25 protein-coding genes are annotated in these 24338 nt (G+C 36.8%); 9 read left to right on the top strand and 16 right to left on the bottom strand.

All coding sequences use genetic code 11. The annotated features are described in order from the left end of the window. Positions 1–71: 71 nt before the first annotated feature. Positions 72–1208 carry a carbon-nitrogen hydrolase family protein gene (locus ACVIJU_RS03555; protein ID WP_456687259.1) on the top strand — a complete coding sequence of 379 codons (1137 nt, stop codon included), beginning with the start codon at positions 72–74 and terminating at the stop codon, positions 1206–1208. A gap of 2 nt (positions 1209–1210) precedes the next feature. Next, a complete protein-coding gene (locus tag ACVIJU_RS03550; RefSeq protein WP_157727840.1) occupies positions 1211–1378 on the top strand; it encodes a hypothetical protein in 168 nt (55 codons plus the stop codon). Between the two features lie 356 nt (positions 1379–1734). On the opposite strand, the gene ACVIJU_RS03545 is transcribed toward ACVIJU_RS03550, so the two are convergent. From ACVIJU_RS03545 to ACVIJU_RS03515, 7 genes are all read right to left on the bottom strand, one after another. Then, positions 1735–2718 carry an endonuclease I family protein gene (locus ACVIJU_RS03545; protein WP_327856623.1) on the bottom strand — a complete coding sequence of 328 codons (984 nt, stop codon included), beginning with the start codon at positions 2716–2718 and terminating at the stop codon, positions 1735–1737. 116 nt (positions 2719–2834) lie between these two features. Beyond that, positions 2835–3806: an MBL fold metallo-hydrolase gene (locus ACVIJU_RS03540; RefSeq protein WP_456687258.1), complete on the bottom strand. Its 972-nt coding sequence runs from the start codon at positions 3804–3806 to the stop codon at positions 2835–2837. Between the two features lie 598 nt (positions 3807–4404). Continuing rightward, a complete protein-coding gene (locus ACVIJU_RS03535; protein WP_456687257.1) occupies positions 4405–4992 on the bottom strand; it encodes an IclR family transcriptional regulator in 588 nt (195 codons plus the stop codon). After that, positions 4967–5146 (bottom strand): helix-turn-helix domain-containing protein, encoded by a 180-nt coding sequence (locus tag ACVIJU_RS03530; protein WP_456687913.1) that lies wholly within the window; start codon positions 5144–5146, stop codon positions 4967–4969. Before ACVIJU_RS03530 ends, ACVIJU_RS03535 begins: the two co-directional genes overlap by 26 nt. A 667-nt stretch (positions 5147–5813) precedes the next feature. Then, entirely contained in the window at positions 5814–6320 is a 507-nt protein-coding gene (locus ACVIJU_RS03525) for a flavin reductase family protein (protein ID WP_063388873.1), read from the bottom strand. A 49-nt stretch (positions 6321–6369) separates the two neighbouring features. Then, a complete protein-coding gene (locus tag ACVIJU_RS03520) occupies positions 6370–6582 on the bottom strand; it encodes a hypothetical protein (protein ID WP_144597393.1) in 213 nt (70 codons plus the stop codon). Between the two features lie 195 nt (positions 6583–6777). Further along, entirely contained in the window at positions 6778–7857 is a 1080-nt protein-coding gene (locus ACVIJU_RS03515; protein ID WP_456687256.1) for an LLM class flavin-dependent oxidoreductase, read from the bottom strand. A 354-nt stretch (positions 7858–8211) separates the two neighbouring features. Between ACVIJU_RS03515 and ACVIJU_RS03510 the strand changes: the two genes are divergently transcribed. Together ACVIJU_RS03510 and ACVIJU_RS03505 are read left to right on the top strand one after the other, a co-directional pair. Next, positions 8212–8499: an MFS transporter gene (locus ACVIJU_RS03510; protein ID WP_456687255.1), complete on the top strand. Its 288-nt coding sequence runs from the start codon at positions 8212–8214 to the stop codon at positions 8497–8499. Next, positions 8435–9586: an MFS transporter gene (locus tag ACVIJU_RS03505; RefSeq protein WP_456687254.1), complete on the top strand. Its 1152-nt coding sequence runs from the start codon at positions 8435–8437 to the stop codon at positions 9584–9586. The genes ACVIJU_RS03510 and ACVIJU_RS03505 overlap by 65 nt, the downstream gene beginning before the upstream one ends. 181 nt (positions 9587–9767) lie before the next feature. Here the strand turns inward: ACVIJU_RS03505 and ACVIJU_RS03500 are convergent, their stop codons facing one another. The 7 genes from ACVIJU_RS03500 to ACVIJU_RS03470 all read right to left on the bottom strand — a co-directional run bounded on the left by ACVIJU_RS03500 (position 9768) and on the right by ACVIJU_RS03470 (position 16608). Further along, the gene (locus tag ACVIJU_RS03500; RefSeq protein ID WP_339197787.1) at positions 9768–10319 is read right to left on the bottom strand and encodes a glutathione peroxidase; all 552 of its coding nucleotides are present in this window, start codon (positions 10317–10319) and stop codon (positions 9768–9770) included. A gap of 916 nt (positions 10320–11235) precedes the next feature. Next, on the bottom strand, positions 11236–11601 hold the full coding sequence (locus ACVIJU_RS03495; RefSeq protein ID WP_063388881.1) for a PTS glucitol/sorbitol transporter subunit IIA: 366 nt from the start codon (positions 11599–11601) through the stop codon (positions 11236–11238). An 84-nt stretch (positions 11602–11685) separates the two neighbouring features. Continuing rightward, on the bottom strand, positions 11686–12705 hold the full coding sequence (gene srlE, locus ACVIJU_RS03490) for a PTS glucitol/sorbitol transporter subunit IIB (RefSeq protein WP_063388882.1): 1020 nt from the start codon (positions 12703–12705) through the stop codon (positions 11686–11688). 20 nt (positions 12706–12725) lie between these two features. Next, entirely contained in the window at positions 12726–13280 is a 555-nt protein-coding gene (gene srlA, locus ACVIJU_RS03485; protein WP_063388883.1) for a PTS glucitol/sorbitol transporter subunit IIC, read from the bottom strand. Between the two features lie 110 nt (positions 13281–13390). Then, the gene (locus tag ACVIJU_RS03480) at positions 13391–13747 is read right to left on the bottom strand and encodes a transcriptional regulator GutM (RefSeq protein ID WP_456687253.1); all 357 of its coding nucleotides are present in this window, start codon (positions 13745–13747) and stop codon (positions 13391–13393) included. A gap of 4 nt (positions 13748–13751) precedes the next feature. Further along, positions 13752–15689: a BglG family transcription antiterminator gene (locus tag ACVIJU_RS03475; protein WP_456687252.1), complete on the bottom strand. Its 1938-nt coding sequence runs from the start codon at positions 15687–15689 to the stop codon at positions 13752–13754. A gap of 118 nt (positions 15690–15807) precedes the next feature. Then, positions 15808–16608 carry an SDR family oxidoreductase gene (locus ACVIJU_RS03470; protein ID WP_456687251.1) on the bottom strand — a complete coding sequence of 267 codons (801 nt, stop codon included), beginning with the start codon at positions 16606–16608 and terminating at the stop codon, positions 15808–15810. Between the two features lie 863 nt (positions 16609–17471). Between ACVIJU_RS03470 and ACVIJU_RS03465 the strand changes: the two genes are divergently transcribed. After that, positions 17472–17705 (top strand): hypothetical protein, encoded by a 234-nt coding sequence (locus tag ACVIJU_RS03465; RefSeq protein WP_456687250.1) that lies wholly within the window; start codon positions 17472–17474, stop codon positions 17703–17705. A gap of 836 nt (positions 17706–18541) precedes the next feature. Here ACVIJU_RS03465 and ACVIJU_RS03460 read toward each other — a convergent pair. Then, positions 18542–19945 carry a sensor histidine kinase gene (locus tag ACVIJU_RS03460; protein ID WP_456687249.1) on the bottom strand — a complete coding sequence of 468 codons (1404 nt, stop codon included), beginning with the start codon at positions 19943–19945 and terminating at the stop codon, positions 18542–18544. Beyond that, positions 19942–20625, bottom strand: coding sequence for a response regulator transcription factor (locus ACVIJU_RS03455; protein ID WP_063388886.1), 684 nt, complete (start codon positions 20623–20625; stop codon positions 19942–19944). Before ACVIJU_RS03455 ends, ACVIJU_RS03460 begins: the two co-directional genes overlap by 4 nt. A 334-nt stretch (positions 20626–20959) precedes the next feature. On the opposite strand from ACVIJU_RS03455, the gene ACVIJU_RS03450 reads away from it, so the two are divergent. Genes ACVIJU_RS03450 through ACVIJU_RS03435 form a run of 4 tightly spaced genes read left to right on the top strand, consistent with a single transcriptional unit; the run spans position 20960 to position 24329 of the window. Further along, entirely contained in the window at positions 20960–22237 is a 1278-nt protein-coding gene (locus tag ACVIJU_RS03450) for a right-handed parallel beta-helix repeat-containing protein (protein WP_456687248.1), read from the top strand. Beyond that, on the top strand, positions 22230–22775 hold the full coding sequence (locus ACVIJU_RS03445) for a nitrous oxide reductase accessory protein NosL (RefSeq protein WP_327848122.1): 546 nt from the start codon (positions 22230–22232) through the stop codon (positions 22773–22775). Before ACVIJU_RS03450 ends, ACVIJU_RS03445 begins: the two co-directional genes overlap by 8 nt. Before the next feature lie 43 nt (positions 22776–22818). After that, positions 22819–23631, top strand: a complete 813-nt coding sequence (locus ACVIJU_RS03440) for an ABC transporter permease (protein WP_144597383.1) — start codon at positions 22819–22821, stop codon at positions 23629–23631. Then, positions 23628–24329 carry an ABC transporter ATP-binding protein gene (locus ACVIJU_RS03435; RefSeq protein ID WP_094244326.1) on the top strand — a complete coding sequence of 234 codons (702 nt, stop codon included), beginning with the start codon at positions 23628–23630 and terminating at the stop codon, positions 24327–24329. The genes ACVIJU_RS03440 and ACVIJU_RS03435 overlap by 4 nt, the downstream gene beginning before the upstream one ends. The last annotated feature ends 9 nt before the right edge of the window (positions 24330–24338 follow it).

Genomic DNA, 24338 nt, shown 5'->3' with positions numbered 1-24338 from the left:
AACTCAAATAAAATTTACTGTATATTCTAATTATTCTTATAATTAAAAATTCTATGGGGTGGGATTAGCTGATGAGCGATTTTTCAAATGAGAAATTCACGGTTGCTGCCGTACAAGCCTCTTCGATTTTATATGACAGGGAAAAATGCTTGGAAAAAGCTATTTCGCTAATTGAAGAATCGGCGAAACAAGGGGCTCAATTAGTTGTATTGCCTGAGTCTTATATTCCTGGCTATCCGTATCACATCTGGTTAGGAACACCAATGTGGTATCATGAACTATTTAAGGAATGGTTTCTCAATTCTGTAGAAGTACCTAGTAAAACAACTGATGCTTTATGTGAAGCTGCACGAAAACATAATATACATGTCGTTATTGGTATTTCAGAGCGCGACGGAAAAACATGCTATAACACAATTTTATTTATTGATAATAAAGGGGAAATTTTTGGCAAACACAGGAAATTGATGCCGACTCATGTTGAGCGTGTTCATTGGGGCATGGGAGATGGAAGTTATCTAAATGTTTATGACACAGAGCTGGGACGAATGAGCGGGCTGGTCTGCTGGGAGCATACTATGGATTTGGTACGTCATTCCCTTATCGCACAACGCTCCCAGCTGCATTGTGCCGTATGGGTAGGATTTTCAAGTATAACGGGTTGGGATACATTATTTGATATGTCTACTGAACTATCTGCGCGTTATCATGCTCAAGTAGGCGGATGTTTTGTTATCAATTGTCAAAGTACAGTCGACAAGGACAATGTGGAAAAGTTAACACAGACTGATTATCAAAAAGAGTGGATAAAGCCTGGAGGGGGCTGGACGGCGATTATCGCACCCGGTGGTTCGATATTATCCGGTCCTTTAAAAGGAAAGGAAGGTATTTTGTACGCTGAAGTTGATATGAAATTAATTGCTGATATGGCACATTGGCACGATGCCACCGGACATTATTCACGACCTGATGTGACTAGTCTTCTGTTAAACCGCGAGCCTTATAAAGTGCTCCGAGATATGAACAATGCCAATAACATTAGTAATCCGAAGAATGGAAGTGGTCATGATCAACAATCTGTTGATCAAATAATGAACTTGTTAAAGCAATTAGAACAAAATCTTCGAAGCAGTGAATCAGATGAGCTCAGCAGAAGATTATCAGAAATTCAGCGCGAAGCCGTTCATGCATTTACAAGGGGGAATTAACCATGTGTCTTTGTTCTTTCGGTCCGAATTCTGGTGTTCACACTTATGATGTGACAAAATCAAAAGTAACGTATTTCAAATATAATATCAATGATCGTACTTTAGTTACGAACAAACAAGAGCAAGCAGATAGTGAAGCGTTGCCTAAGGGAAAAAGTCAATCATTATAAGCATATGCAACAAAAACTCCCTTGTTTTTCTCGAAACTAGGGAGTTCTGAATGACAGAAATATAGCCAATTTTTCAAACGAACGAACATTCGTCTGTTCTTCATTATAAATCGCCGACCAGCAACCATTACGGATCAGCAGGTTGCAAATAAACAGAGACAAACAAAATCCGAAATGTTTCTGACCGCAAGCTGCCATTGACCGTCATCTTGTATGGAAAGAGCATCTTGAAATTTTAGCTCAGAGTTAAGCAGGAAAAATCAGGAGCTTTACAATCGGTATTTCGAAAGAACGGCTCTTCTTGTGATTATTTTGCAAAACGAGGTGCTCTAAGTATGCTCCTATAGTCTATGATTTCACGATTCCTTGACGCCACATGATCCAATATGAAACGGAAACTTTATTTTATACGCTAACTCTTGAAAGTCTATAAAAGGATTGCGGTTTCCCTGTATATAATAAATCGATTGGTTCCGATGCTTTTCATAGATGGAAACGGGAAACGATTCATGCCAGTGAATCAGTAAAGAAAGATTAATTTGTTTAAGGCTGCTTTTTTTTATTTCATTCGGGTATCGCAATAAAAAATACATCATTGCTCTCGCAACAGTACCTTTGCCATGTTCCGGTTCGAATCGGCCGTCTTTGACAACTCCGCAGCGATTGCGGATTTTTTCTTTTGGCGATTCCGGCTGATAAAAAGAAAAATCATGAAAAGGATAATTGGATCGTTTGACATTGCACTCCGGATGACAAACAAATAAATGATGCAAATCGCTTTTCATCGGTTCCCGTGCATGAAACCAAGACTGCGGAACAATATGTTCTGTATTATATTTTAAACGCAAGTCAATGCTTTTCATCTTTTTCAATAAAGAAATGTCCTTTTTGCTGACTATTTCTAAAAGAGCTTGAAATTGCTCATATCTTTTTTGAATTATTTCGAAATCTTCTTGTATGATTCGGCTAGGATCGCTTTTTTCGCCAGAATAGATGCTTTTCACTGTTCCATCCGGCTGCAAATCGACCCACGTATACAAATAATGATCTTTGCATATAAAATACGGCAGCTGATTTTTATGTGTTTTTTTCACTAGATTATGATAATGGTAAAATAGGTTCAGCCCCTTGATTTCTTTTCCGATGACATTTTTGTAATAATGCTCTATATCTTTTTTATCTTTTTCTGGATCATAATAAAACTTCGTGTTTTGGCGGATTTTTTCCTGATTCTGCAAAAGAGTAAGAGATGTCCGAGTACGATCTTTTTTCTGCCACTCCTTGTGCTCTGCAATATTTTTAATTAAAGGTGCATCTTTTCTCCTTTTTCTTCCCATCATTCCTCATACCTCAATAATTAGTATCATGCTTGCAAACAATGAAACTTTGTTACTTTTGCAGCTTGCGAAATACAAGAAAAAATTTTCATCGTCAACAGCCAATCAAAAACCTTCTATTATTCTTTATTAATGGAATAATGCCAAACTCCTTTTTCCATCTCCTTTCTAATTTTTCCGTTGAATTCTAAATAATCTAGATGTCCTATAATTTCAGACATCACAAGCGAAAACTGCTCCGAATACTTATTTCCATAATAGGCTTGGGCTAGACCGCTCGCGGTTGTTACCCCGTTTAAAATGAGATTCATAATTTTTTCTGCTTTTTTCTCAATCCCTTTTAATCTTTTATTTATTAAATCTTTCGGGTCTTGAATGAATACGCCGTGTCCCGGAAATACGAGATCGAGAGGCAAATCCGAAACTTTCTCTAAAGAATGTTTATGCTGGAGTAAAGTCGGCATCCGCCGTCCAAAAGAATCGGGTTCGACAAGTGCGTTGCTGGATATATGCTGAATCAGCAAATCACCTGAAATCATCCAACGATGCTTTGGATCATACAGCGCAATTTGATCCGGAGCATGTCCGGGCACCTCGACAATTTGAAAATCCAAATGGCTGCTCTCGACTGGAATGATCTCCGCTTGGATAGCAAGTTTTCTGTTTTTCACAATCGATTCTTTTAAATAATCGACCTGCTTTCTCCCTGCTTCATGACATCCCATTTCCTCATATAATTTAGAAAAAAACTCCACCCTCATCTCAAGAAATTGGCGGTCTCTCTTTAAGCGCGGGATCGCATTTTTGTGGGCATAAACTTGAATGGGGTGATCCGCAATGATTCGATTCACTAATCCGACATGATCTATATGGTTGTGAGTTAAAATGATTTCGGTTAAGTCATGCAAAGCCAACCCGTTTTTTTGCAGCGTTTCCAACAATGCATTCCAACAAGCCTCATAATCCAAACCAGCATCTATTAAAGCAAGGGATTCTTTTGCTTTCACTAAAAAAAAGTTGATCGTTCTTAAATTAGACGGAACATCGACGATAATCGGGATGATTTCATAATTTTGCTTGCGAAGCTCCATATTTTTACTCCCCCTTTGTTTTGACGAACCAAATAAACCGCTTAAAACCCCCGACTTTAAAATTTGATACAAAGCGAAAAAAAGAGTTATGTGATTTGTTTCAGTCCTTGCAGTGCAGACGCTTACTTTAACCAAATCCCCATTTTTGCCATACCCTTTGGAAAATTTAGAACTGTATAAACATATTATATGTTTTTTTAAAAAGGTTTGTAAAAGAGGGGCTGCCAATTTATTTACAACTTGTAAGGGAAACAACACAATATCAATTATTCCTGGGGTTCGGTCACGGATCACGCTGTTGTCTTTGCCGCTTCAGAGAAAAATCCACAGGTAATCTGGCTTACAAGGTGCTGTTAATCGAAGCGCTTCACATAAAAACATCTAAGCTCTTTATTGAAAAACAAATAACCCCTTTCCTAAAATTCAATGGAGAGGGGAGGAAATCAGCTTGAACCTTAAAATCATACAGCTTCATATTCTTTTCAACATGTTGATCTAAAATTAGATTACATTTTAGTTAGGCATATCTGATTCATATTTTCAAATCATGACCCTGCAATGTTTTCTAAGTCGAATGGAGCTTATTTCAAATTAAAGCTTAATAACCTAGTTCACGGGAAATTTCTTTTGCTGTCTTCAATAATTCCTTGGTGTATATAGAATTTTCAGATATATCTATAACACCGGATAGACCAATCACAGTTAATGCTGCGACGAGCTCTTTATTTGGTCCGAAAATTGGGGCAGAAATAGCTGTGATTCCAGGCAAATACGATTGAGTATAAGCATATCCTTCTTTTTTTATTGTTGATAGTGTTTCCTCTAATTGCTTTTGATTCATTTGATTTTTGGAAAGCTCACGATCAATTAAATCTTTTGTTTTAGTTTCTGGATAAAAAGCAGCAAAAATATTTCCAGTTGCACTAGTCGTTAGAGGAACGATCGATCCGACTCGAACATTAATTTTAATTAGTTTGCTGCTTTCTTCCCAACTGATAAAAATCGGCCCCTCATTTTCAATCCAAATAGCTAACGCAATAGTCTCATCTAATGTCTTATTTAATTGTTTAATAAACGGCTGAGCCTTAATATGTATATCAACATTTTCCATGGCACGAATGCCAATCGAAATGAGTTCATCTCCAAGGGCATATCGTAAGTCAGAACCTTTTTTTAAAAAAACCAATTCTGCATAAACTTACAAGATAACGATAAATTTGGCTTTTTGGCATATTGCATATTTTAGATAACTCTGTAATAGTTAATGGTTCGTCGGAACGGGATACAGCTTTAACTATAGAAAATCCTACCTCAATTGATTTTATTCCCTTTTTTTCCATCTCCATATAGTTTCCCCTCATTCTCCACTTTTTGTTATCTATATTACCATAAGGAATTTTGATCGACCTTATTTAAAGTGCGCTTCTATATCTTTTATCATATCAATAATCTCAGATTACTGAAAAAATCTTATAATTCCATTTCGATCTCTTTTAATGTTTGCCCACCTGTGATAAACTCCTACATAGTTCTCTCTTTTCTCTCTTTCCTCCTTGTGTGTGATTTGTGCACTTATCACAATACAGGAAGAGAGTCCTTTTTGCATCTAACTTGCCTTTCCACCTAGTTTTTAAGAGAAACTCCTCCTTCTAACGGAAAGGATCTTATCTTTCTCCAACAAACATTTTATTCATACATAGGAAATATAATGAAAAAAAAAGGCTGAGGTTTTCTCGCATTGCGGCTAGAGAAAAGAATGGTTCCTAACTAATGTGATGATTGTTAATAAAATAACTATAATCACACGCAAAACGCACATAAAATTCTTGACGATACTTCAGGAAAATGGAGAGTTTATTGAATTTTATTTTAATCTTCAAATTTTTTGTAGAAACATCTTTGCACATAAAACGATTACTTTAAAATGTATTGGTTCGCTGATCACATTTTCTTAAAAACAAAAAGCTTGTAGACTTATTGAATTCCTCCCGTCTACAAGCTTAACCATTAATTTTTAGTTGTGTAAAACTCCGGCGGTATGGAAGCAAAATGTCTACGATGGTACAACATTGGGTCTTTATTGCTATCGATTTGAATTTCCTGTACTTCTCCTATTAAAATAGTGTGGTCTCCAGCTTCTACAGTTTTGTATGTTTTGCACTGTAAAACAGCAAAAGTTCCTTCAATAATCGGCAACTTATTGTCAGAAAAAGCCCAATGACATTTGCTAAAGCGATCCACTCCTTTGCTCGCAAAAGTTTTGCATAGCTCCTGCTGTTCACCAGCAAGTATGTGAACCGCAAACTGTCCGCTTTTAATAAAATCATTAAAAGACGAAACTTTATGATCAATACACCAAAGCACCATTAGAGGATCTAACGATACAGAAGCAAATGAGTTAACCGTTAGTCCAACGGGCTTTCCATCTTCAGACGTCGTCGTAACAATCGTTACACCCGTAGGATAATTTCCCATCACTTCTTTAAATAAAAGTTGTTTATCGGTTTTCAGCATAATTCTTTCCCCTTTACACCAATAAATATTTCACAATACAGTTGCTATTTTAATTGCATATATACCAAGAATTTCCTTTATTTAAGACTTTTTGTTTCCTCTTTAAAACTCTAAGTTTTTTAAAAACGATTGTTTGCAAAGTATCCTGTTTTATTTGTGTAGATCTGGTATTAATTGCTGCATTTAAGTTTTTTAGCATTTTTTGTGCACTTGCTCCCGGATGTGCTTTTAAATATTCAAGTATAGCATTTTCAATATTCAAAAACATCATCACCCTTCAAAATTTTTTTGTGAAAGAATGACGATATTACTAATAAAAAAATCATTGGATCATATTTTCATCTTTCCTGCTTATCTTGCCTCACGTATATATGGCCTGAAACTAGAATTATAATATGACTGTTTCAAATGAAAGAGGGTGACATTTCTGCGGAACTGCCCCCTCTTACTTCATTAATCACCGAGCGGAAATTGAGATATTTGAATCTTGGAAGTGCGGCATTACATATTTTGAGAATCGCTCCATCGATTTTAAAGTTTCTTTGTGTGATAGACCTCCAAAATCAAAATAAATAATAACTTCTTCTATTCCTGCAGCCTCCACTTTTTTCAACACTTCCACGCAGTATTCTGCATCGCCAACAATAATGCTTTGCTCACTCAAATCAGATGTTTTCATGTTCTTAAGTTTATAAACTATATCAACAAAATAACGAATATGCGGAGGTGCCGTGCTCGGATCAGAAGGGAAAGCAGGTACTAATCCATTGAAATATTTCAGCATTCTTTGTTTCGTTTCCTCTACTTCTTTTTCGCTTTCTACTACATTTAAGAAATATGAACAACGTGCTTGTTTTCCTTTAAAACCTTTCGATTCAGATAATTTTTTAAACTCATTTACAGCATTTTGTACACTACCAAAAACCATCGTAGCTGCAAATGGTGCAAATATAACATTTTCCCCCATTTCTGCAGCTTTTTCTATAGATGGTCGACTAAATGCAGCTACATAAATTGGTGGATGTGGATCTTGGACCGGTCTTGGCGTTAACTCAACTTCTGGGAATTGATAAAACTCTCCATTATATGAAAAAGATTTTTCTGTCCATGCTTTTTTAATAATGTCTAATTGCTCAAAGAAAATATCTCTACTTCTATTAAAATCTACTTGAAATACGTCATATTCCCTCTTGTCATACCCTCTTCCAGCCGAGAAAATGGCTCTTCCATCACTTAATAAATCTAAAAGCGCATATTCCTCTGCCATTCTAATTGGATGGCTTGCCGGCAATAAGACTGTTGCTGGAGCTAGTTTTACTTTTTTTGTTTTCGCTGCAATATATGTCAGTGCCATGGAAGGAGATGGAAGAACACCAAACACACTAAAATGATGTTCTGGCAACCATACAGAATTAAAACCTAATTCTTCTGCATACACTCCTTGCTCTACAACATCTTTAATGAGCTGATTTGGATCTTTCCTTTCAGCACCGTATTCAATGGGATTATCAGTCAAAGTAAAAAAACCAAATTTCATGCAAAACACCCTCTCATAGTAATTGTTAAACATAGTTTAACTATGTTGTTTATTGTTTAATTAAATATTAAACGCTTTCATCATTTTCTGTCAATAATTATTTTGATAAGAATTTCTATTCTAAATTTATAGAAAATTATTTACAAAAGATTGGATAGTTGTTAATATATTGTACAACATTATTTAATTTAGTTAAACATAAGTTAACAAAATTGAGGAGGGTGTATGCTCTTACAATCAAACGCTGCGTTTGCTCCTAGAAAGTAAATTCAGTGGGAAAGATTTCGTGAGTCAAAATGAGACATGCGACAAGGTAATGGCAAAATAATAAATTTTATATGGGGAGGTAAATGTATGCACATTAACATCGAAAAGGTCGTCAACGAAGCCAAATTTAATTCTTTTCACTTTCTTTTAGTTTTCTGGTGTGGCTTTATCATTATGTTTGACGGATATGATCTAGTTATATACGGTTCAGCTATCCCAATATTAATAAAAGAATGGTCTTTAACACCTACTCAAGCGGGGGCGTTGGGAAGTTATGCATTAATCGGAATGATGTTTGGCGCTTTAATTTTTGGCCCGCTTGCTGATAAAATTGGAAGAAAAAATGTTATTTTATTTTGTTTTAGCGCTTTTTAGCTTTTTTACCTTTTTAATCGGTTTTTCCAATGGACCCGGTCAATTTGGGATTTATCGGTTTATTGCAGGACTTGGGTTAGGCGGAGTTATGCCAAATGCTGTTGCTTTAACAACTGAATACTCCCCTAAACCTTTGAAAAGTACGTTAGTATCCATTATGTTCAGTGGATATTCATTAGGGGGAATGTTATCAGCTGGTCTTGCCATTCTCCTCTTGCCAAAATTCGGATGGCAATCATTGTTTTTTGTAGGAGGACTCCCTTTGCTTTTTTTACCTATTTTATACAAGACGCTACCGGAATCTTCTAATTTCTTATTAGCAAAATCAAATGCCGAAAACATTAAAAAAGTATTAAAACGTATTAATCCAAGCTTACAATTTCAAGATGGAGATTCTTTTGTAATTTCCAATAAAGAAAAACAGCAAGGAATTTCAGTAATGAAATTATTCCATGAAAAACGTGCATTAAGCACTATATTACTATGGATTTCTTTTTTTATGTGTTTATTAATGATATATGGACTAAACACATGGTTGCCGCAATTAATGTTGGAATCCGGCTACCCTATCAATTCTAGTTTAATGTTTTTACTGGTGCTAAATTTAGGAGCAATTTTTGGTGCGATTTTTGGAGGATGGCTGGCTGATCGTTGGAGTGCAAAGAAAGTTTTAATTCTCTTTTTTGTCCTAGGCTCCGTCTCATTAACATTGTTAGGCTTTAAGGGACATATTCTCTTTTTATATTTTCTTATTGGAATAGCAGGAGCAGCTACGATTGGCACTCAAATAATTTCGAATGCATACGCATCTAACTATTATCCGTTGACAATCAGGTCAAGTGGTGTCGGCTGGGCATTGGGGATTGGCAGACTGGGAGCTATTGTCGGTCCAATAATGGGGGGAGTTTTATTATCTATGCAACTTTCTACATTCCAAAATTTCTTAGCCTTTGCTATACCTGGAATAATCGCTGCAATAAGCGTATCATTTATAAACGAGCATCAGCCTCAGTCCGCTTCTTTGGAAAGCTCTGAATCATCAACTAAATTGTCTACTATTGAGAATATCGAGAATACAAAAGTTTAAAAAAATGATAAATGACACCGCTTTCAACGGTGTCACTTTTTTTTGATATCTTTCAACATTCTAGCCGCTGACGCAGTAATTGAAAGATGAGTGAAACAGGCAAAAGAACTAGCAGCTTCTTGCTAGCATCCTTATACATAAAAATAAAACCGGTCGAATGAAAAAACAATTCAACCGGAAGTTAGTTTTTCAATAATTTCTGAATATCTTGCTCAAAATCAATCGGTTCGTCCCATGGTTCATATCTATTCACGACTTGACCGTTTTCATCAATTAAATATTTTGTAAAATTCCATTTAATATCGTTGCCAACCAGCCATTCAGGGTATTCATTTGTTAGTTTGATTTTTAATAGCTTTTCTGCCGTATTCGATTCATCAAATCCGCGGAACGGCGCCTCATTTTTCAAATATTCGAATAATGGATGAGCGTTTTTTCCGTTCACGTCGATTTTTGCAAACATCGGGAATGTGACGCCATAATTTAATTGGCAAAAAGAAGCTGCTTCATCGCTTGTTCCCGGCTCCTGTTGATCAAACTGGTTGCATGGAAATCCTAGTATTTCAAAACCTTGATCATGAAATTTTTTATATAGCTTTTGCAATTCTTCAAACTGGTATGTAAATCGACATTTACTAGCGGTGTTCACCACTAAGAGCACTTTTCCTTTAAATTCTGCTAAAGAAACTTTTTCGCCGTTTGCTTTTTCTACTTCAAATTGATAAATAGACATGGGAAACACCTCTTTATCTATTATTAAGTTATAATTATTATAATATAAAAATATTATCACGCAAAAAAATTGCTCTCAGTTACAAATTTGGAAACTTTTGACTGAATCAAAAAGAAGGTGAATGCCCGCCTATTTTTTCAATTTGAAGCATTGATGTTTTTAGAATGGCTGCCTTAGTCCTCCTTTACTATAAAAATTTGGGAGCTCTCGGCGGAATCCATTAATTTTTGAAAATATATATTTCCTAAATAACTCGAGCCTTCACAAGTATTGAGTATTTTCCGGCGCCCGCAATTAAGTTGTAATTAGATACACTCACTAATTCCTCCATCCATTTCTTGTGTTAAAGTGATAAAGTAAGCAGGCAAAAGTTCTCCTTCAACCGTTCCATACTTATAAGTATTCAACCACTAGTGCCAGCTGGACTTTTTGTCCAATCTTTCCTTTCATCTTAAGCTCCCGCCTACAGATCATCATAATCTTTGAGTTGGCATGAATGGACAGTGAACAAATCCCATCTAACCAAAGAAGATTCGGAATTTTTCTTACTAATTCTGCCAATTTAATTGCGCCTCAAATCTTCCATATAGAAAATGATTCCGGACAACTGGCGTGACTTTTTCTTATTTTCAATGTTGTCAAGGCGTAGTGATCATAAATTATTGCCGGCAAGCAAACTGCTGTTAAGAGAAAGAATTAAAAAGCCAAAAAAACCGGGCAAAAAATGGGTGCCCGGTTTGCTGTCTTATTTACTTGTTTCACTTAAATCTTTCACAGTTTATCCATTTATCCATTAAAGCTGCAAAAAATCTTTTATGTATATGTTTCATTCACTGAATCTATTCAGCCTCATTTTTCCCTCCTATTGAAAAAAGTCGGATGAATAGCCAATGATGAATGGAAAATATCAAAATTTTTATTCACTTGCAATCTTTATTTCGGTATTCAATCCAATTTCAGGGATATCTTTATTTTCCAAGTACAAAGTGCCCGGCAGTTCCGGTGTTGTCGATCCGTCAAAGCGCAAAGTAATATGCCCCAATGTTGTTAAGTTTCTTTGCACAGCATCGCCGACAGACGTGATTTCAAATTTTTCATTATTAATATAAAGCTTCTGTCCAGCTTGAATGACTCCTTCCGCCTTTACGACATCAATGACATAACAAAAATCTTTCAGATCCTGCGGAGCTTCATTGCCAAATAAAATAATCATTTTCTCTTTCAAAAAATGATCGGCCATTGTTCCGATTCCTTTTATTTTATTCTTATAAATGATTGTCATAAAGTCGGCACAAACCTGTTACGGTTGTGCCTTCCCTCCCATATGTCAGATTTTTGCAAAACTCATGATGTTATAATTACAAATTTACGAATCATAAAGTCCGAAGCTTGCCAGCCAAGCGACAAACACCCTTGGAACCCCGATTAAGAATCTTGAATAAAGGACGGACGGTACACCGACCTCTACTGTTTCAGGTTCTGCTTCTGCAAGTCCTAAACCTACAGGTATAAAGTCACAGGCGTTTTGCGTATTGATGGCAAACAATGCTGGCAGCGCCAAGTTTGGCGGGATATTCCCTTTGCCAATTTCCACTCCAATCAGCGTCCCGATAATCTGAGCGATTACTGCTCCAGGTCCAAGCAAAGGTGATAAAAATGGCAATGAACAGATAAACCCGATTAAGAGCAATCCCCATATATCGCCAGCCAGCGGCGACATGATCTTGGCAAATACGTTTCCGATTCCTGAACCTTGAATAATTCCAATCAGCAATGATACAAAAGCCATGAACGGAATAATCGTGTTAATCATTGTTTGCACTGCTTCACGTCCTGCTTGATAGAACGTGCTAATGACTTTTCCTGCGCCAAGTCCAATTTTCGTTAATAAGTTTTTATTGGAGCTTGCTGCCATTGTTTCAGAAATCTTTTTATCACTGCTATATTTAAACTCTCTTTCAGGTTTTTCTTCCGGAATTTTTTCTTCAGCCGGAGCCGCCTCTCTAGCACTCTCTTCAACGGGCTGAATTTGATCCAACCCCACATCTGAAACGTAAATATCTTCCGTAATATATTGGGCCAACGGTCCGCTTTTTCCTGTTGGCATAATATTGACAGTTGGAATGCGTTTTTGCGGATAGATGCCGCAGCGTAATGTACCGCCGCAATCAATAATTGCAAGCGCAATCTCTTCATCCGGTACTGATGTTTTAAAACCGTTGACCGGCTCGGCACCTGTCAGTTCAGCAATTTTGTCTACAATTTCAGGCTTTGCTCCTCCGGTAATATAAACAATTTTATTTCTTTTTTCCGTCGGTGTAATGATGAGCGGTCCGCCAAAACCGCCGCTGCCCTTCACAATTTTTATCGACCGATATTTAGCCATTTCCCATTCCTCCTCCTTTTCTAACGATGATGTAACGTTACTTCTGTTTTCAATTTAATATTTTGCTGTTTTTCTACTATTCTTGTTGTAAAATCTGTAATCCAGCCTGCGAAGAAGTTCATCACGAGACCGACAAGGAAATAACGGACAGCCAATTCTGCAGTGCTCAAACCTAGTTTCTCAATTCCAGCCGCAATACCGAGCCAAATAAATAATTCCCCTGGGTTTATATGTGGAAATAAACCGTTGCTGGTATGGCAAAAATATGCACCTGAAGCGAAATAGCTCGGTTTATATCTTTCCGGCAAAAAACGTCCTAATGACAACGCCATTGGATTCCCTAGCATAAATGAACCGACAAGCGGCAAGACTAAATATCTTAACAACGGGTTTTTAGAAGATGCCATCGCAAGTTTATTGACCCGCTTTTCTCCAATAAGCTGAATGAGTGTATTCATACAAACCATCAATAGCAACACAAGCGGAACAATGCTTTGCATCCACGAAATAAATGTTTCTGCACCAGTTTTAAACAAATTCATAAAACCTTCAGCAATCGTAACAATAATATCCACGTTCCTCACCTCTTCATGATTTTTTTACCGAAACAATGTTTTCTGCCTGCATCATGATTCGTTTAAAGATACTCGGCTTTTCGGGAATTTCCCCGCCGCTCATAATAATCTTATAATTGCTGACCGCATCCAAAATAGCTGATTTCAATAGCTTGTTGCAATGAGCCATATCGGCTTCTCCAAGCGTTTTTATATTTTTGCCCGTATAAGCCTTTCAATTCCCGAACTTTCGCTAAAACTGTAACCCCTTGTATTTTCATTGCTTTCAGAATCTTCCCGCTGTCGGAAACTGCAAATAATACAATGGTCCCCGCCCGAATTCTGCCGGGGCGCTTTCCGATTGCCACTTTTCCAATCTTTCGCAGCTCTATATACGCTTTGGCAAAATGTTTAATTTGAAAATAACCTAATGCCAATTGCACCATAAATGCTCCTGCTATAAAAAGCATAATGATGATCAATTGCATCCTATCACATCCCTAAGATTGATGATGAACTGCTTGCTTGTTCGAGGCATTTTGTAAAATCTTCGTAGCTGGCTGCATCGGCCAATTCCTCTACCTGTTTCTGATCAGAGGCGATTTTGATGATTTCATCGTAAATTTTAATCAGGAGGCTTGCATCATTATCGGCTTTTTCCGGTATTCCCAACAGAAAGACAAGCTTGATTTCCTTCCCGTCAACCACTGCTTTTTCAGGAAAAACACCGATCGCCATTTCAATCTGATTGGACTTGTAGTTAACTGTATGCGGCAAGGATATATACCGGTCAAAAACCATTGATCCTTTCTCTTCCCTTTCTCTCAGCCTCTCTTTAAAACCTTCGTCCAAATAGCCTTTCTTGACTAAAACGTCGATCATATCATTCACATTTTCGTGGTAGCCTTTATTTGTATCTAAGACGAAGAATTTATCTTTGTTGAGTAAAAGTTTTAAAATTGAACGGTGATTGCCAAAATCTTTCATTTTAAATTTTTTCCGATAGGTCATCTTTTCTATTTGCCTAGAAACACTCGCTTCGTCAAAGATTTCGTTGATTATGATGACAGGTGGATCAATTGCAAAATGAAGCTTTACTGTTGAAAAGACCATATCGTATTGATTCAAAAGCTCTTTTGAAACTTCAATTTCAGAGTAAATATCAATTTGAGTATTTGGATTTAATATGCGCTGCAGTTGAATAGAGACTAATTTGGCAGATCCCCGCCCGGTTCCGCAAATGACTGCAACTTTTTTTAAAGCTCTCGTTATTTCATCATGTTGGGCAATGAATACTCCGAAATACAAGGATAGGTAGCCAAGCTCATCTTCAGGAACCTTCAGTCCATACTCTTTCTCAATTACTTGCCCGGCAATTTCGGCCAATTTAAAGGCGACAGGATACTTCTCCTTCACATCAGCCAGCTGCGGATTTTTCAAACGCACATCAAACATCAAGCGGTTCAGCATAAAGGTTAAATGATACAGAATATCTTTGAAAAATGTTTCATTTTCGAAAATAATGCTTTTATCAAACCCTACTTGTTCGATTATTAAGTCCAAGAGACGTTTAATATCGTCGGAAATTGTAATGTCTGCAATTGTTCGAATGTTTGTCGGCGTTCTTCTTCCCGCGATCGGCAATGTTATAAACAGTATTTCAGGTTGTGAAATTTCAACCGGCAAATGCCGTTCGATTACGGAAACGATTTCTGAAGCAATCGAATAGTCCTGTGTATTTAATAGTTTGTTATATTTTTCATCCAATTCCGTAAGAGGATGATTTTTTATAAAACGATCCAACATGACAATAATAAATTGCATTAACTTTTTTTGGGTGGTAGACTCTAAATTGTAGTGATTGGCAATCTTCATTATTTCTTCTTTAATATCTTCATCCAGCGGGTAATCCCCGTATAAATAGTCATAGACGTTATCTAATATAAAAAAACGGATATCCAGTTCATTTCCTTTTAGGCTCATCCCGCTGTTCGGTTTTCCATGAATGGCTAAATTGTAAGATTCCAACGCTACGGCAGCTTTTTTTATTTCATTTACAAGAGTTGTTCTCCCCAGATTCATGTCAAAAGCGAGCTCATCCAGCGTATTCCTTCCTTTGCTGTTGATTAATCGATCAATGATAAAAGCGATACGCCTTTGTGATGAATCCAGCATGTTTTTCTTCTTAGAAACGGTTTCAATGAAATCATCAAACATATGGCCATCTTCAATAAACAAATGGTAGCCTTTTCCCTTTTCGTTTTTGATGGCTGCAATCCCATTCAGTTCACTGTTAAGTAGCTTAATATAATTGCGGATTGTTCTCGTGCTGACTCCCAATGAGTTGGCAAGATAATCCAAAGAACAATAGGATTTTTTTTGAAACATTTCTAGCATTTGAACAACACGGCCATCAATTGTAAAATCCAACAATATTCACCACCTTTTACGTAAAAATAAAGTGACATAGTTTCGTCTATCAGTCAAAGGTAGTGATTGGAATTTTGTGATATTTCGTTATAGGCCCTTTTTTTAGGCTGCTGTGATCTTAACCGCGGGATTTGCCTCCAGAAATATTAACTGTCGTACCAGTAATATAACTTGCACGGTCTGAAGCCAAGTAAGAAACTAAATCGGCTATTTCCTTTAGTTTACCCGGACGCCCAAGAGGAATGGAATTGCTGTAATCCGTTGACAATTGATCAACTGTGACTCCTCGAGTATAGGCAAGCGCTTCATTATAAGCATCTGACGTCAAGCCTGTCGGTTCGTTGATGCCAGGCGCCACCGCAACAACCCGGATATTGTATTTGCCGAGTTCTTTTGCCCACGAACGAGTGAAAGCTATTAATGCTCCCTTTGTCGCGGCATAGCAGCTTTGTCCAGATGATCCTTCCTGTCCGGCTTCGGAAGCAATATTGATAATAACTCCTTTATTTTGCTTAATCATTTCTCTGGCAGACGCCTGTGCACAAAGGTAAGGACCTTTTTGATTGACAGCTACCATAAAGTCAAAATCTTTCTCATTCAACTCGTATTCAGGTTTTTCACCTTTGACATCGACTAACAGTCTTGGCAGGTTGACTCCGGCATTATTTACTAAAATATCGACTGAGCCGAATAATTTCACGGTTTCGGCCACCATTTTGTCAACGCTTTCTTTTTTTGTAACGTCACATTTTAGAAAATAAGAACCATTATCTTGCGGTCCATTTTCTCCATTTAAATCGGCTACAACAACTTTTGCCCCATTTCGGATCAGTTCGTTTGTGATATGTAATCCGATCCCGGAAACGCCGCCTGTTACAATCGCCACCTTTCCTTCTAATTCAAGCCATGAGTCACTCATTACGATCTCCTCCTTTTGATCTAGTCTCTGCTCATTAGATGCTTTTAGTGTAAAATGTTTTAACCTTTTATTTAATACACAGTTTTTCACTTAAAATTGAAAAGTGGTGCATGAGCGGACAAAACGGTGGAAACAGATTGGAGCTGTAGAAATGAAAGAAAGTCTTACCTGCTTTCATGGGGGTTATAAGCCAAAAGACATATAAAAGTACGGAGTAACGAGAAAAAGACGTTCAGCGTTCCAGAGGAAATACCGTAATGAACGCAAGCGCACGACGTAACGAAGCGATATTCGTTCATGAAAGCAAAATGGTGTAAACCGCACGCTTTCAGCAGCTGATAAATATATAAATGAATCGTATTGTTTTATTTTTATTGCATGAATTTTAGACTACAGGAAATCTATGATTATAAATGAAAAAATAATCTTTCTTATCAAATGAAGGATTAGACTATAAATCCCTAATTTTTAGTTAAAAAACCTTATCATTTCAAAGGCAATGGGTGTAGAACCACGATTGTATTCCTCCTTGTATTCACTAACGGGAAGCAGTCTTCATGTTTTCATTTTTACACTATCAAATGTGTGGACTGAATTTGCAAGATTTAATGCTTTTGAATTACTCTAAATTGTTGATTTTCATTTACATAATATTACAAAAAAGTTTATTATGGCATCATACGTAAGGGAATAAGACAAGCTTAATTACTTGTGAGCGGCAAAATAGACTTATAGGAATATTAAGTGAGGTCATCATTTATATACCTACTAATGCCCAATTAGAAATTAGACTAGTTTTAAATGAATATAGATTCAGAAGTGAAAAGATTGCGTAACATTATTTTATTATTCATTATGTTTTTTTGGTTGGCTGCAATAATGTAAATGAATTAAAGAAAGATGAGAAAACTGCAAGTTACGGAAATTTTGAGCTGAAATTAAAAGTCCCCAAAGCGGTTAAAAACAAACAAGAATTTGATATCATTCCAGCTTTTAAAAATAACGGAGCTGAAACAACTTTATTTCATAGTAAACCAATAATAGAATCATTCATTATAAAGGATAAGCGAGGTGAAGTAATTTATTCAAAAGATTAAACCTCAAACAGAGTTTTATATAAAGACGAAATCAAGCCTAATCAAAAATTTGAGGAGAAATTTCATATAGCTATAGATAAAACGGGAACATATTATGTAGCAGTCAACACTTCCAAATTATCTGAGAGCGAGGATGTTGAAGGTAAAAGATTTTCCATTAAGAACATAAAAATAAATGTTGAACAACAACATATAAGCAATCTTACAAATTAAACCCGGCTTATATTATGATCCCTCTTATGCAGACAGTTAGGAAAAAGTTTAACCTTCGTTTTCTGCAAGAAAAAAATACAGAGTGTTGCAGTATATCTTTATCAAAATTTTGAATAAATGTATATGTGATCTATCCATCAAGGGCTTGGCGTGAATCCTCTGTAGCCATGATTCTTTAGTCAAGCGCCAGCTTCAACAGTTTTGGCAAAACCAAAAAAGGTTATCATGCAAGCTCCGACAAGAAATGAAATTGCAAGAGGAGCAAGTTTTGGCAAAACCAAAAAAGGTTATCATGGCTCCTCCTCCATGTAAAGCCCCATTGCATATCACTGCATAAGGATTTTGCAATTCTCTGCACTTTTATTTTGCAAAAAACACCTAACCTGTCTCACAGAGGGATTTTTCACGGAAATAAAAGGATAAATATACTGATGAGTTTCAATGATGGTTGTTTAGGAATCTTAAACAGGAACGACGTTTAGCTAAAAAATTTCTTGAAATATTCGTCAGTAGGTTAAAAAATGCGAAACCTCAAAAAAAGATTGATCAAAAGCATTTGCAGACCAGAGGAAACTTTTATCGTACTGCCTGAAGGCCACATTTCGTATAGCCTTTTTAAACATCTACTCTACTATCGGAAATGACAAAATAACCGATGTTCCTCGCCCTTCTTCACTTTCAATTTTCATCGTCCCGTTATGTAAAGCAACAATTTGTTTGACGATGGAAAGCCCGAGGCCTGTTCCCCCTGTTTCTCTTGAACGCGATTTATCTGTCCGGTAAAAACGTTCCCCTATACGATCCAATTCTTTTTTCGGTATGCCTATTCCATTATCCCGAACGATAACAACAGCCCGCCTCTCTTTCTGATACAATGCAATGTTGATCATCCCGTTTTCGAAGGAATACTTAATGGCATTGTCAATCACATTACAAAAAACTTGATGCAGCCGGTTCATATCTCCCATAATGATGATTTCATCATCTAAATCTGTTTTGATGGATATATTCCTTTTCTTCAGCGCAGGCGCAAACAGTTCTAATGAATCAAGAATCAATTGGGAAAAGGCGATCGGCTCTGCTTCAAGAGTCATATCTTTGTTTTCCAGCTCATTTAATTGTAATAAGTCGTTTATGAGCTTCTGCATTCGCGTTGTTTCTTTATTGATGAGCAGAAGATGATTTTTCGCCTCTTCTTTTGATGAATAAGCTTCATCCAGCAAGATTTGCGTGTATCCTCCAATATATGTGAGAGGGGTTCTTAATTCATGAGCCACGTTGGATAAAAATTCTTTCTTGCGCTCGTCTTGTTTTTCAAGAGATTCCGTCATTTTGTTGAAGGCGCTCGCCAATTCTCCTATATCATCTGACGTTTGGATAGGAACTCTTTTAGAAAAATTTCCGCGGCTGATCTCTTTTGCAATCGTTTGAATAGTTCGCAGCGAACGAAAGATCGAATGAATTGAGTACGTGATAACAAAATAGATCAATACGAAAAAGATTAAACCGAACAAGATTAAAATCGGAATGCCTTTACTAAAAACCTCTGGTATTTCGGCTAAAGGAATATAAATATATATAAAACCTATTAAGTTCTGTTCGTGGGTTAGCGGGAATATTGCTCCGACAATCTTTCGATCCAATTCATGAACATAGCCCTCTTTAACTACGTATTGCCCGGATGAGAGCTTTTTCTCATCTTCTTGACTGATCAGATGTTTGTAATCAATTTGATACGGAAAATGTTGATGAAGCTCATCTAATTGATCAACAGCTATTACTTCATAAGGTGAAATGAGATTATACCATTCAATTTTTTCTTTAATATCTTCACTTAGCGAACCGTAATGAAAGTGAGCAGCTGTCTGCTTTCCCTCAAAAATAAGCCGCTCTTTCACACTGCGAATGTAAAGCTCTTTATATAGGAAGTGAATGAACAGAAAAGAAAACAAGATGGAAAAAATGATGCTGACGAAAAAGAGCAGCAATACTTTCTGACTAACTGAAAAATGTTTTATTTTTTTCAAGACGGCACCTCAAACTTGTAACCGATTCCCCAAACGGTTTGAATTAGATGACTGTGCTCCTTTAATTTTAGACGAATCGTTTTAATATGAGTATCAACGGTTCGTTCACTTCCTGCATAATCGGAATCCCATATTTGGTCAAGCAATTGACCTCGTGTAAATACTTTTCCTTTATTTTTGGCTAAAAGGAATAATAGATCAAATTCTTTTTGAGTGAGCGCAAGCCTGCGGCCTTCAACAGTGGCAATCCGGCCTTGAAGATCAAATTGCAACGGTCCAATAGCTGCTATTTTTACATCGCTTGCAATTCGATGTGTTCTGCGAAAAATCACTTCCATACGCGCCAAAAGCTCTGAAGGATGAAAAGGTTTTACTATATAGTCATCTCCCCCAATCTTTAAACCTTTCACCTTATCTTCCTCATTCCCTTTTGCCGTTAAAAAAATGACTGGAGAATCAATTTGAAGATATTGGCGCATTTCCTCAACTAAAGTAAAACCATCAATGTAAGGCATCATGACATCAACGATCAGCATATCCGGGTTTTCCTTTTTTAATCTTTCAAGTGCTTCAAACCCGTCTTTTGCTTCCAAACATATATATCCTTCTCTTGTCAAATACGTTCTAATCAGCTTTCGCATCTTTTCTTCATCATCAACGATTAACACCTTTAAAGACATCAGCCACTTGACACCTTCTCTCAACTTATTAAATGAATTTTCTAATTTATTAATTATAACCAGAAATTATGAAATTTGTTTGAAGTTTTTCATAAATTTGTCCTAGTAAGCTCCGAGCGATAGAAAGGCAAGCAAATGTTTCACATGACTGTCCATCATGTTTAGACCTCCTGCGATTGGATTTGACAAATTGCCAATTTTAAAAGCAAAGGTCAGTAAATGAATGTAAGAAAGGAAACAAATGTAAAAAAATATCCAAATAGGCTTCATAGTTTTCACACAATTATACGCTAACCTTCAATTAGAACAATGACACTGAAAAAAGGATTCCGTCATGAAAAAATTATGGTATTTAATCGTTTTCTTGATGCTTTTTTGGACACATCCATCCAGCATCCATGCCGAAAGCACACTGCAATATCTGATTGATCAAGCTCCAGAGCACTCAATCGTGAGAATACCGAGAGGCATTTATCATGAATCGATTGTGCTCTCAAAACCTGTTACGTTACAAGGAAATGGACAAGTAACCATTCAATCCTGCCGTAAAGAACCCGTCATCTCCATTAAAGGTCAACGCGTTTCAGTAAAAAACGTAACAATTGTTCAATGCAGCCAAGAGAAAAACGCTGCCGCTATACAAGTATCAGGAAATCATCACCGAATTGAACACGTTCATATTCGCACAAAGGGGATCGGGTTAAAGCTTGAACACGCCTATCACACCGTCATCACACAAAGCTCGATAAAAGGTGAAAAACAACATAACGGGATTGATTTATGGAAGTCAGAACAAAATGTCATTGAAAAAGTCAGAATCGAAAAAGTGAGAGATGGGATTTATATGGAGCAAAGCGATTATACAACGGCCGTCCAAAACCTCATCCAGCAATCAAATTACGGCATACACATTATGTATTCTGACCACATAACAATTCAAAAAAACATTTCCAAAAATAACGTGGCAGGAGCGATGGTCATGGAAACAAAGGGTGGAAAAATCGAAAATAATGAATTCATTTTTAACAACCGCAATGTTCATGCTCAGGGGATTCTTTTATTTGATGCGACAGAGACAAAGGTGGTTCGCAATAATATTTCTTATAATCGAGTTGGTATTTTTGCCGAAAGCGCCTCCAATAACCTTATTTTATCCAATGAAATGCGTGGGAATTTTATTGGCATTCAATTCAAAGAGGCGAACGGAAACATCGTTTCAAACAATACGTTTATTAGCAATGTAAATGAAGCTCAAGCTTTGAGCAGCTCGGACAATGAAGTGAAAAGGAATTATTGGGACGCCTCTCTAAAGCTTGATGCCGATGGATCCGGTTATAGTGACATACCTTATAAAACGAATCCGTTCTTTTTAAGTTTGACGCAGGATATTCCAGAATACCAGCTGTTTTTCCATTCACCAGGCATGGTTGTATTGCAAAAATTATGGAAAAGTCCAGACAATGAAGCGATGACGGATGACTCGCCGCTTATGACAGCTCCAATACAAGATGAATCAAAGTCATCTTCTGGAGTGATCATTGTTTTCAGTCTTCTCTTGTTTTTAGGAAGCATTACTTTATGGAGGATAGGGAGGAAAAAAGAGGATGCGTAAAATGTATTTCATTTTCATGTTATGCGCTCTACTGATTATCACTGCTGCGTGCGGAAAAAAGGAAGTGTCGCCAAGAGCCATTGATGAAAAAAACGATAAATGCGCTCAATGTAACATGGCTGTAATGGATAATCAGTTTGCAACACAGCTTATTTTAAAAAATGGCAAAACATTAGTTTTTGATGATATCGGATGTATGTATAAATGGAAAAGCGAAAATAAAAATGAAAACATCGAAGCGGAATTCGTCAGAGATTATCATTCGAAAGAATGGGTTGAATCTGATAAAGCAACCTACGTGTATGATCAATCGATACGGACGCCAATGGCCTACAACGTCATTTCTTTCCAAGATAAAAAAGATGCTGAAGCCTTCATTTCAAAAAATAGCGGAAAAATATTAAACTTCGATCAATTGCAAGATCATAAATGGAAAATGAATAAAGAAATGATGGAAAAGAATATGCAGGATGGTCATACGGATATGAATGGCGACCACAGCCACATGGATGAGGGCAATGATCATTCACATGAATGAAGGGCAAATTTATAAGTGCCCTTTTTTTACAGCGGGAGGAGTTATGCGGAACATATGGAAAGCCGAATGGCGTTTGACAATCAGGCAGCGTTCTTCTTACACGTTTGTGTTTCTATGGATTTTCGTTTTATCATTACTATTTTTGTTAGAGCGGAATAACCCTGCTCTCACAGGCTATACAAACATGACAGGCACAATCGCCAACATTGTGCTGTACATCGTACCACTGTTTATGCTGGTGGCTGGATCGTTTTCCATCGCGAATGAAATGGAAAATGGCCAGTGGAGTCTTTTATGCACGTATCCGTTGCCGACTATTGCCTATTGGGTTGGGAAGCTTTGCGGGCAATTGACCGCACAATCTGCCATCTTCAGCTTAAGCTTCAGTTTGAGCCTTTTGGTCGGCACTTTATTGGGAAGTTCATTATCTTTGAAATGGGTGCTCATTTTATATATTTTTTCTATCTCGCTAATATGGTTTTTTCTCGTCATCGGCTTGACCATTGGCTCGTTTTCAGAAACGAGATGGCAAGCTCTCATACTTTCGGTCGGCGTGTGGTTCTTTCTTATCATGATATGGCCGACTGCAGTCATTTCCGTTTTGAGCTTTGTCCCTTATCCGATGATAGCTCCGCTTTTAAAGGCATCTTTATTCTGTAATCCGGCGGAATTGCTCCGTATAGTATTTGTTGTTCAGCTTGACGGCGGAGCTGTTTTTGGACAATCATACGACGAGCTCATCTCTTTTATGCAAACAAAAGCGTTATGGGTGCTGTTCGTCGGTTATATGTTCATCTTTTCAAGCATCATGCTTGCATTTTCCGTCTGGAAGCTTGAAAGGAAGAAAAGACAATGACAACATTACAAGTCTCCGACGTTTCAAAAAAATATAAAACAAAAGTTGTGCTTTCTTCCATGTCACTGGAAGCAAAAAAAGGGGAATGCATCGTATTATGCGGCGGAAACGGAGCCGGAAAAAGCACGCTTCTTCGCATTTTGGCGGGTATTTCAAAACCGTCCTCCGGGGACATTGTTTTAAACAATATCAGTCTAATTAAAAACAGAAAAAACTATATCGAGCAGATCGGCTACATGCCCGATGATTTTCATGCTCAGCAATTCATGACGCTTCAAGAATTTTTATCATTTTATGCCAAACTGCGAAAAAAAGATCAATCATCTGTACAAGACATTTTTAAAAAAATAGGTTTGGAAGAATTTAAAAGAGAACTAGTGAAAAATGTATCAAAAGGAATGAGGCAAAGACTATTATTAGGACAAGCATTGTTAGGAAATCCAAAACTGCTCTTGTTAGATGAACCAACAAATGGTTTAGACCCATTTTGGATTGATCAGTTTGTCAATTTGATAAAAGAACAAAAGATGAAAGGCACGATCATCATTTTTTCCACTCATATGATGGATGTTGCCGCAGAAGCAGGCGATCAAATTCTGTTTATAAAGGAAGGCTCTATTATTGACCATATGAAAAATACAAATCATAAGGAAAAAACCGCATTGCAATTGTTGAGGTTATATCGACATGATCTATAAAAGTTTTTG

The organism is Aeribacillus sp. SP014 (assembly GCF_054055575.1).
Note: the sequence above shows the minus strand (reverse complement) of the source record. Positions and strands in the feature narration are given on the sequence as shown.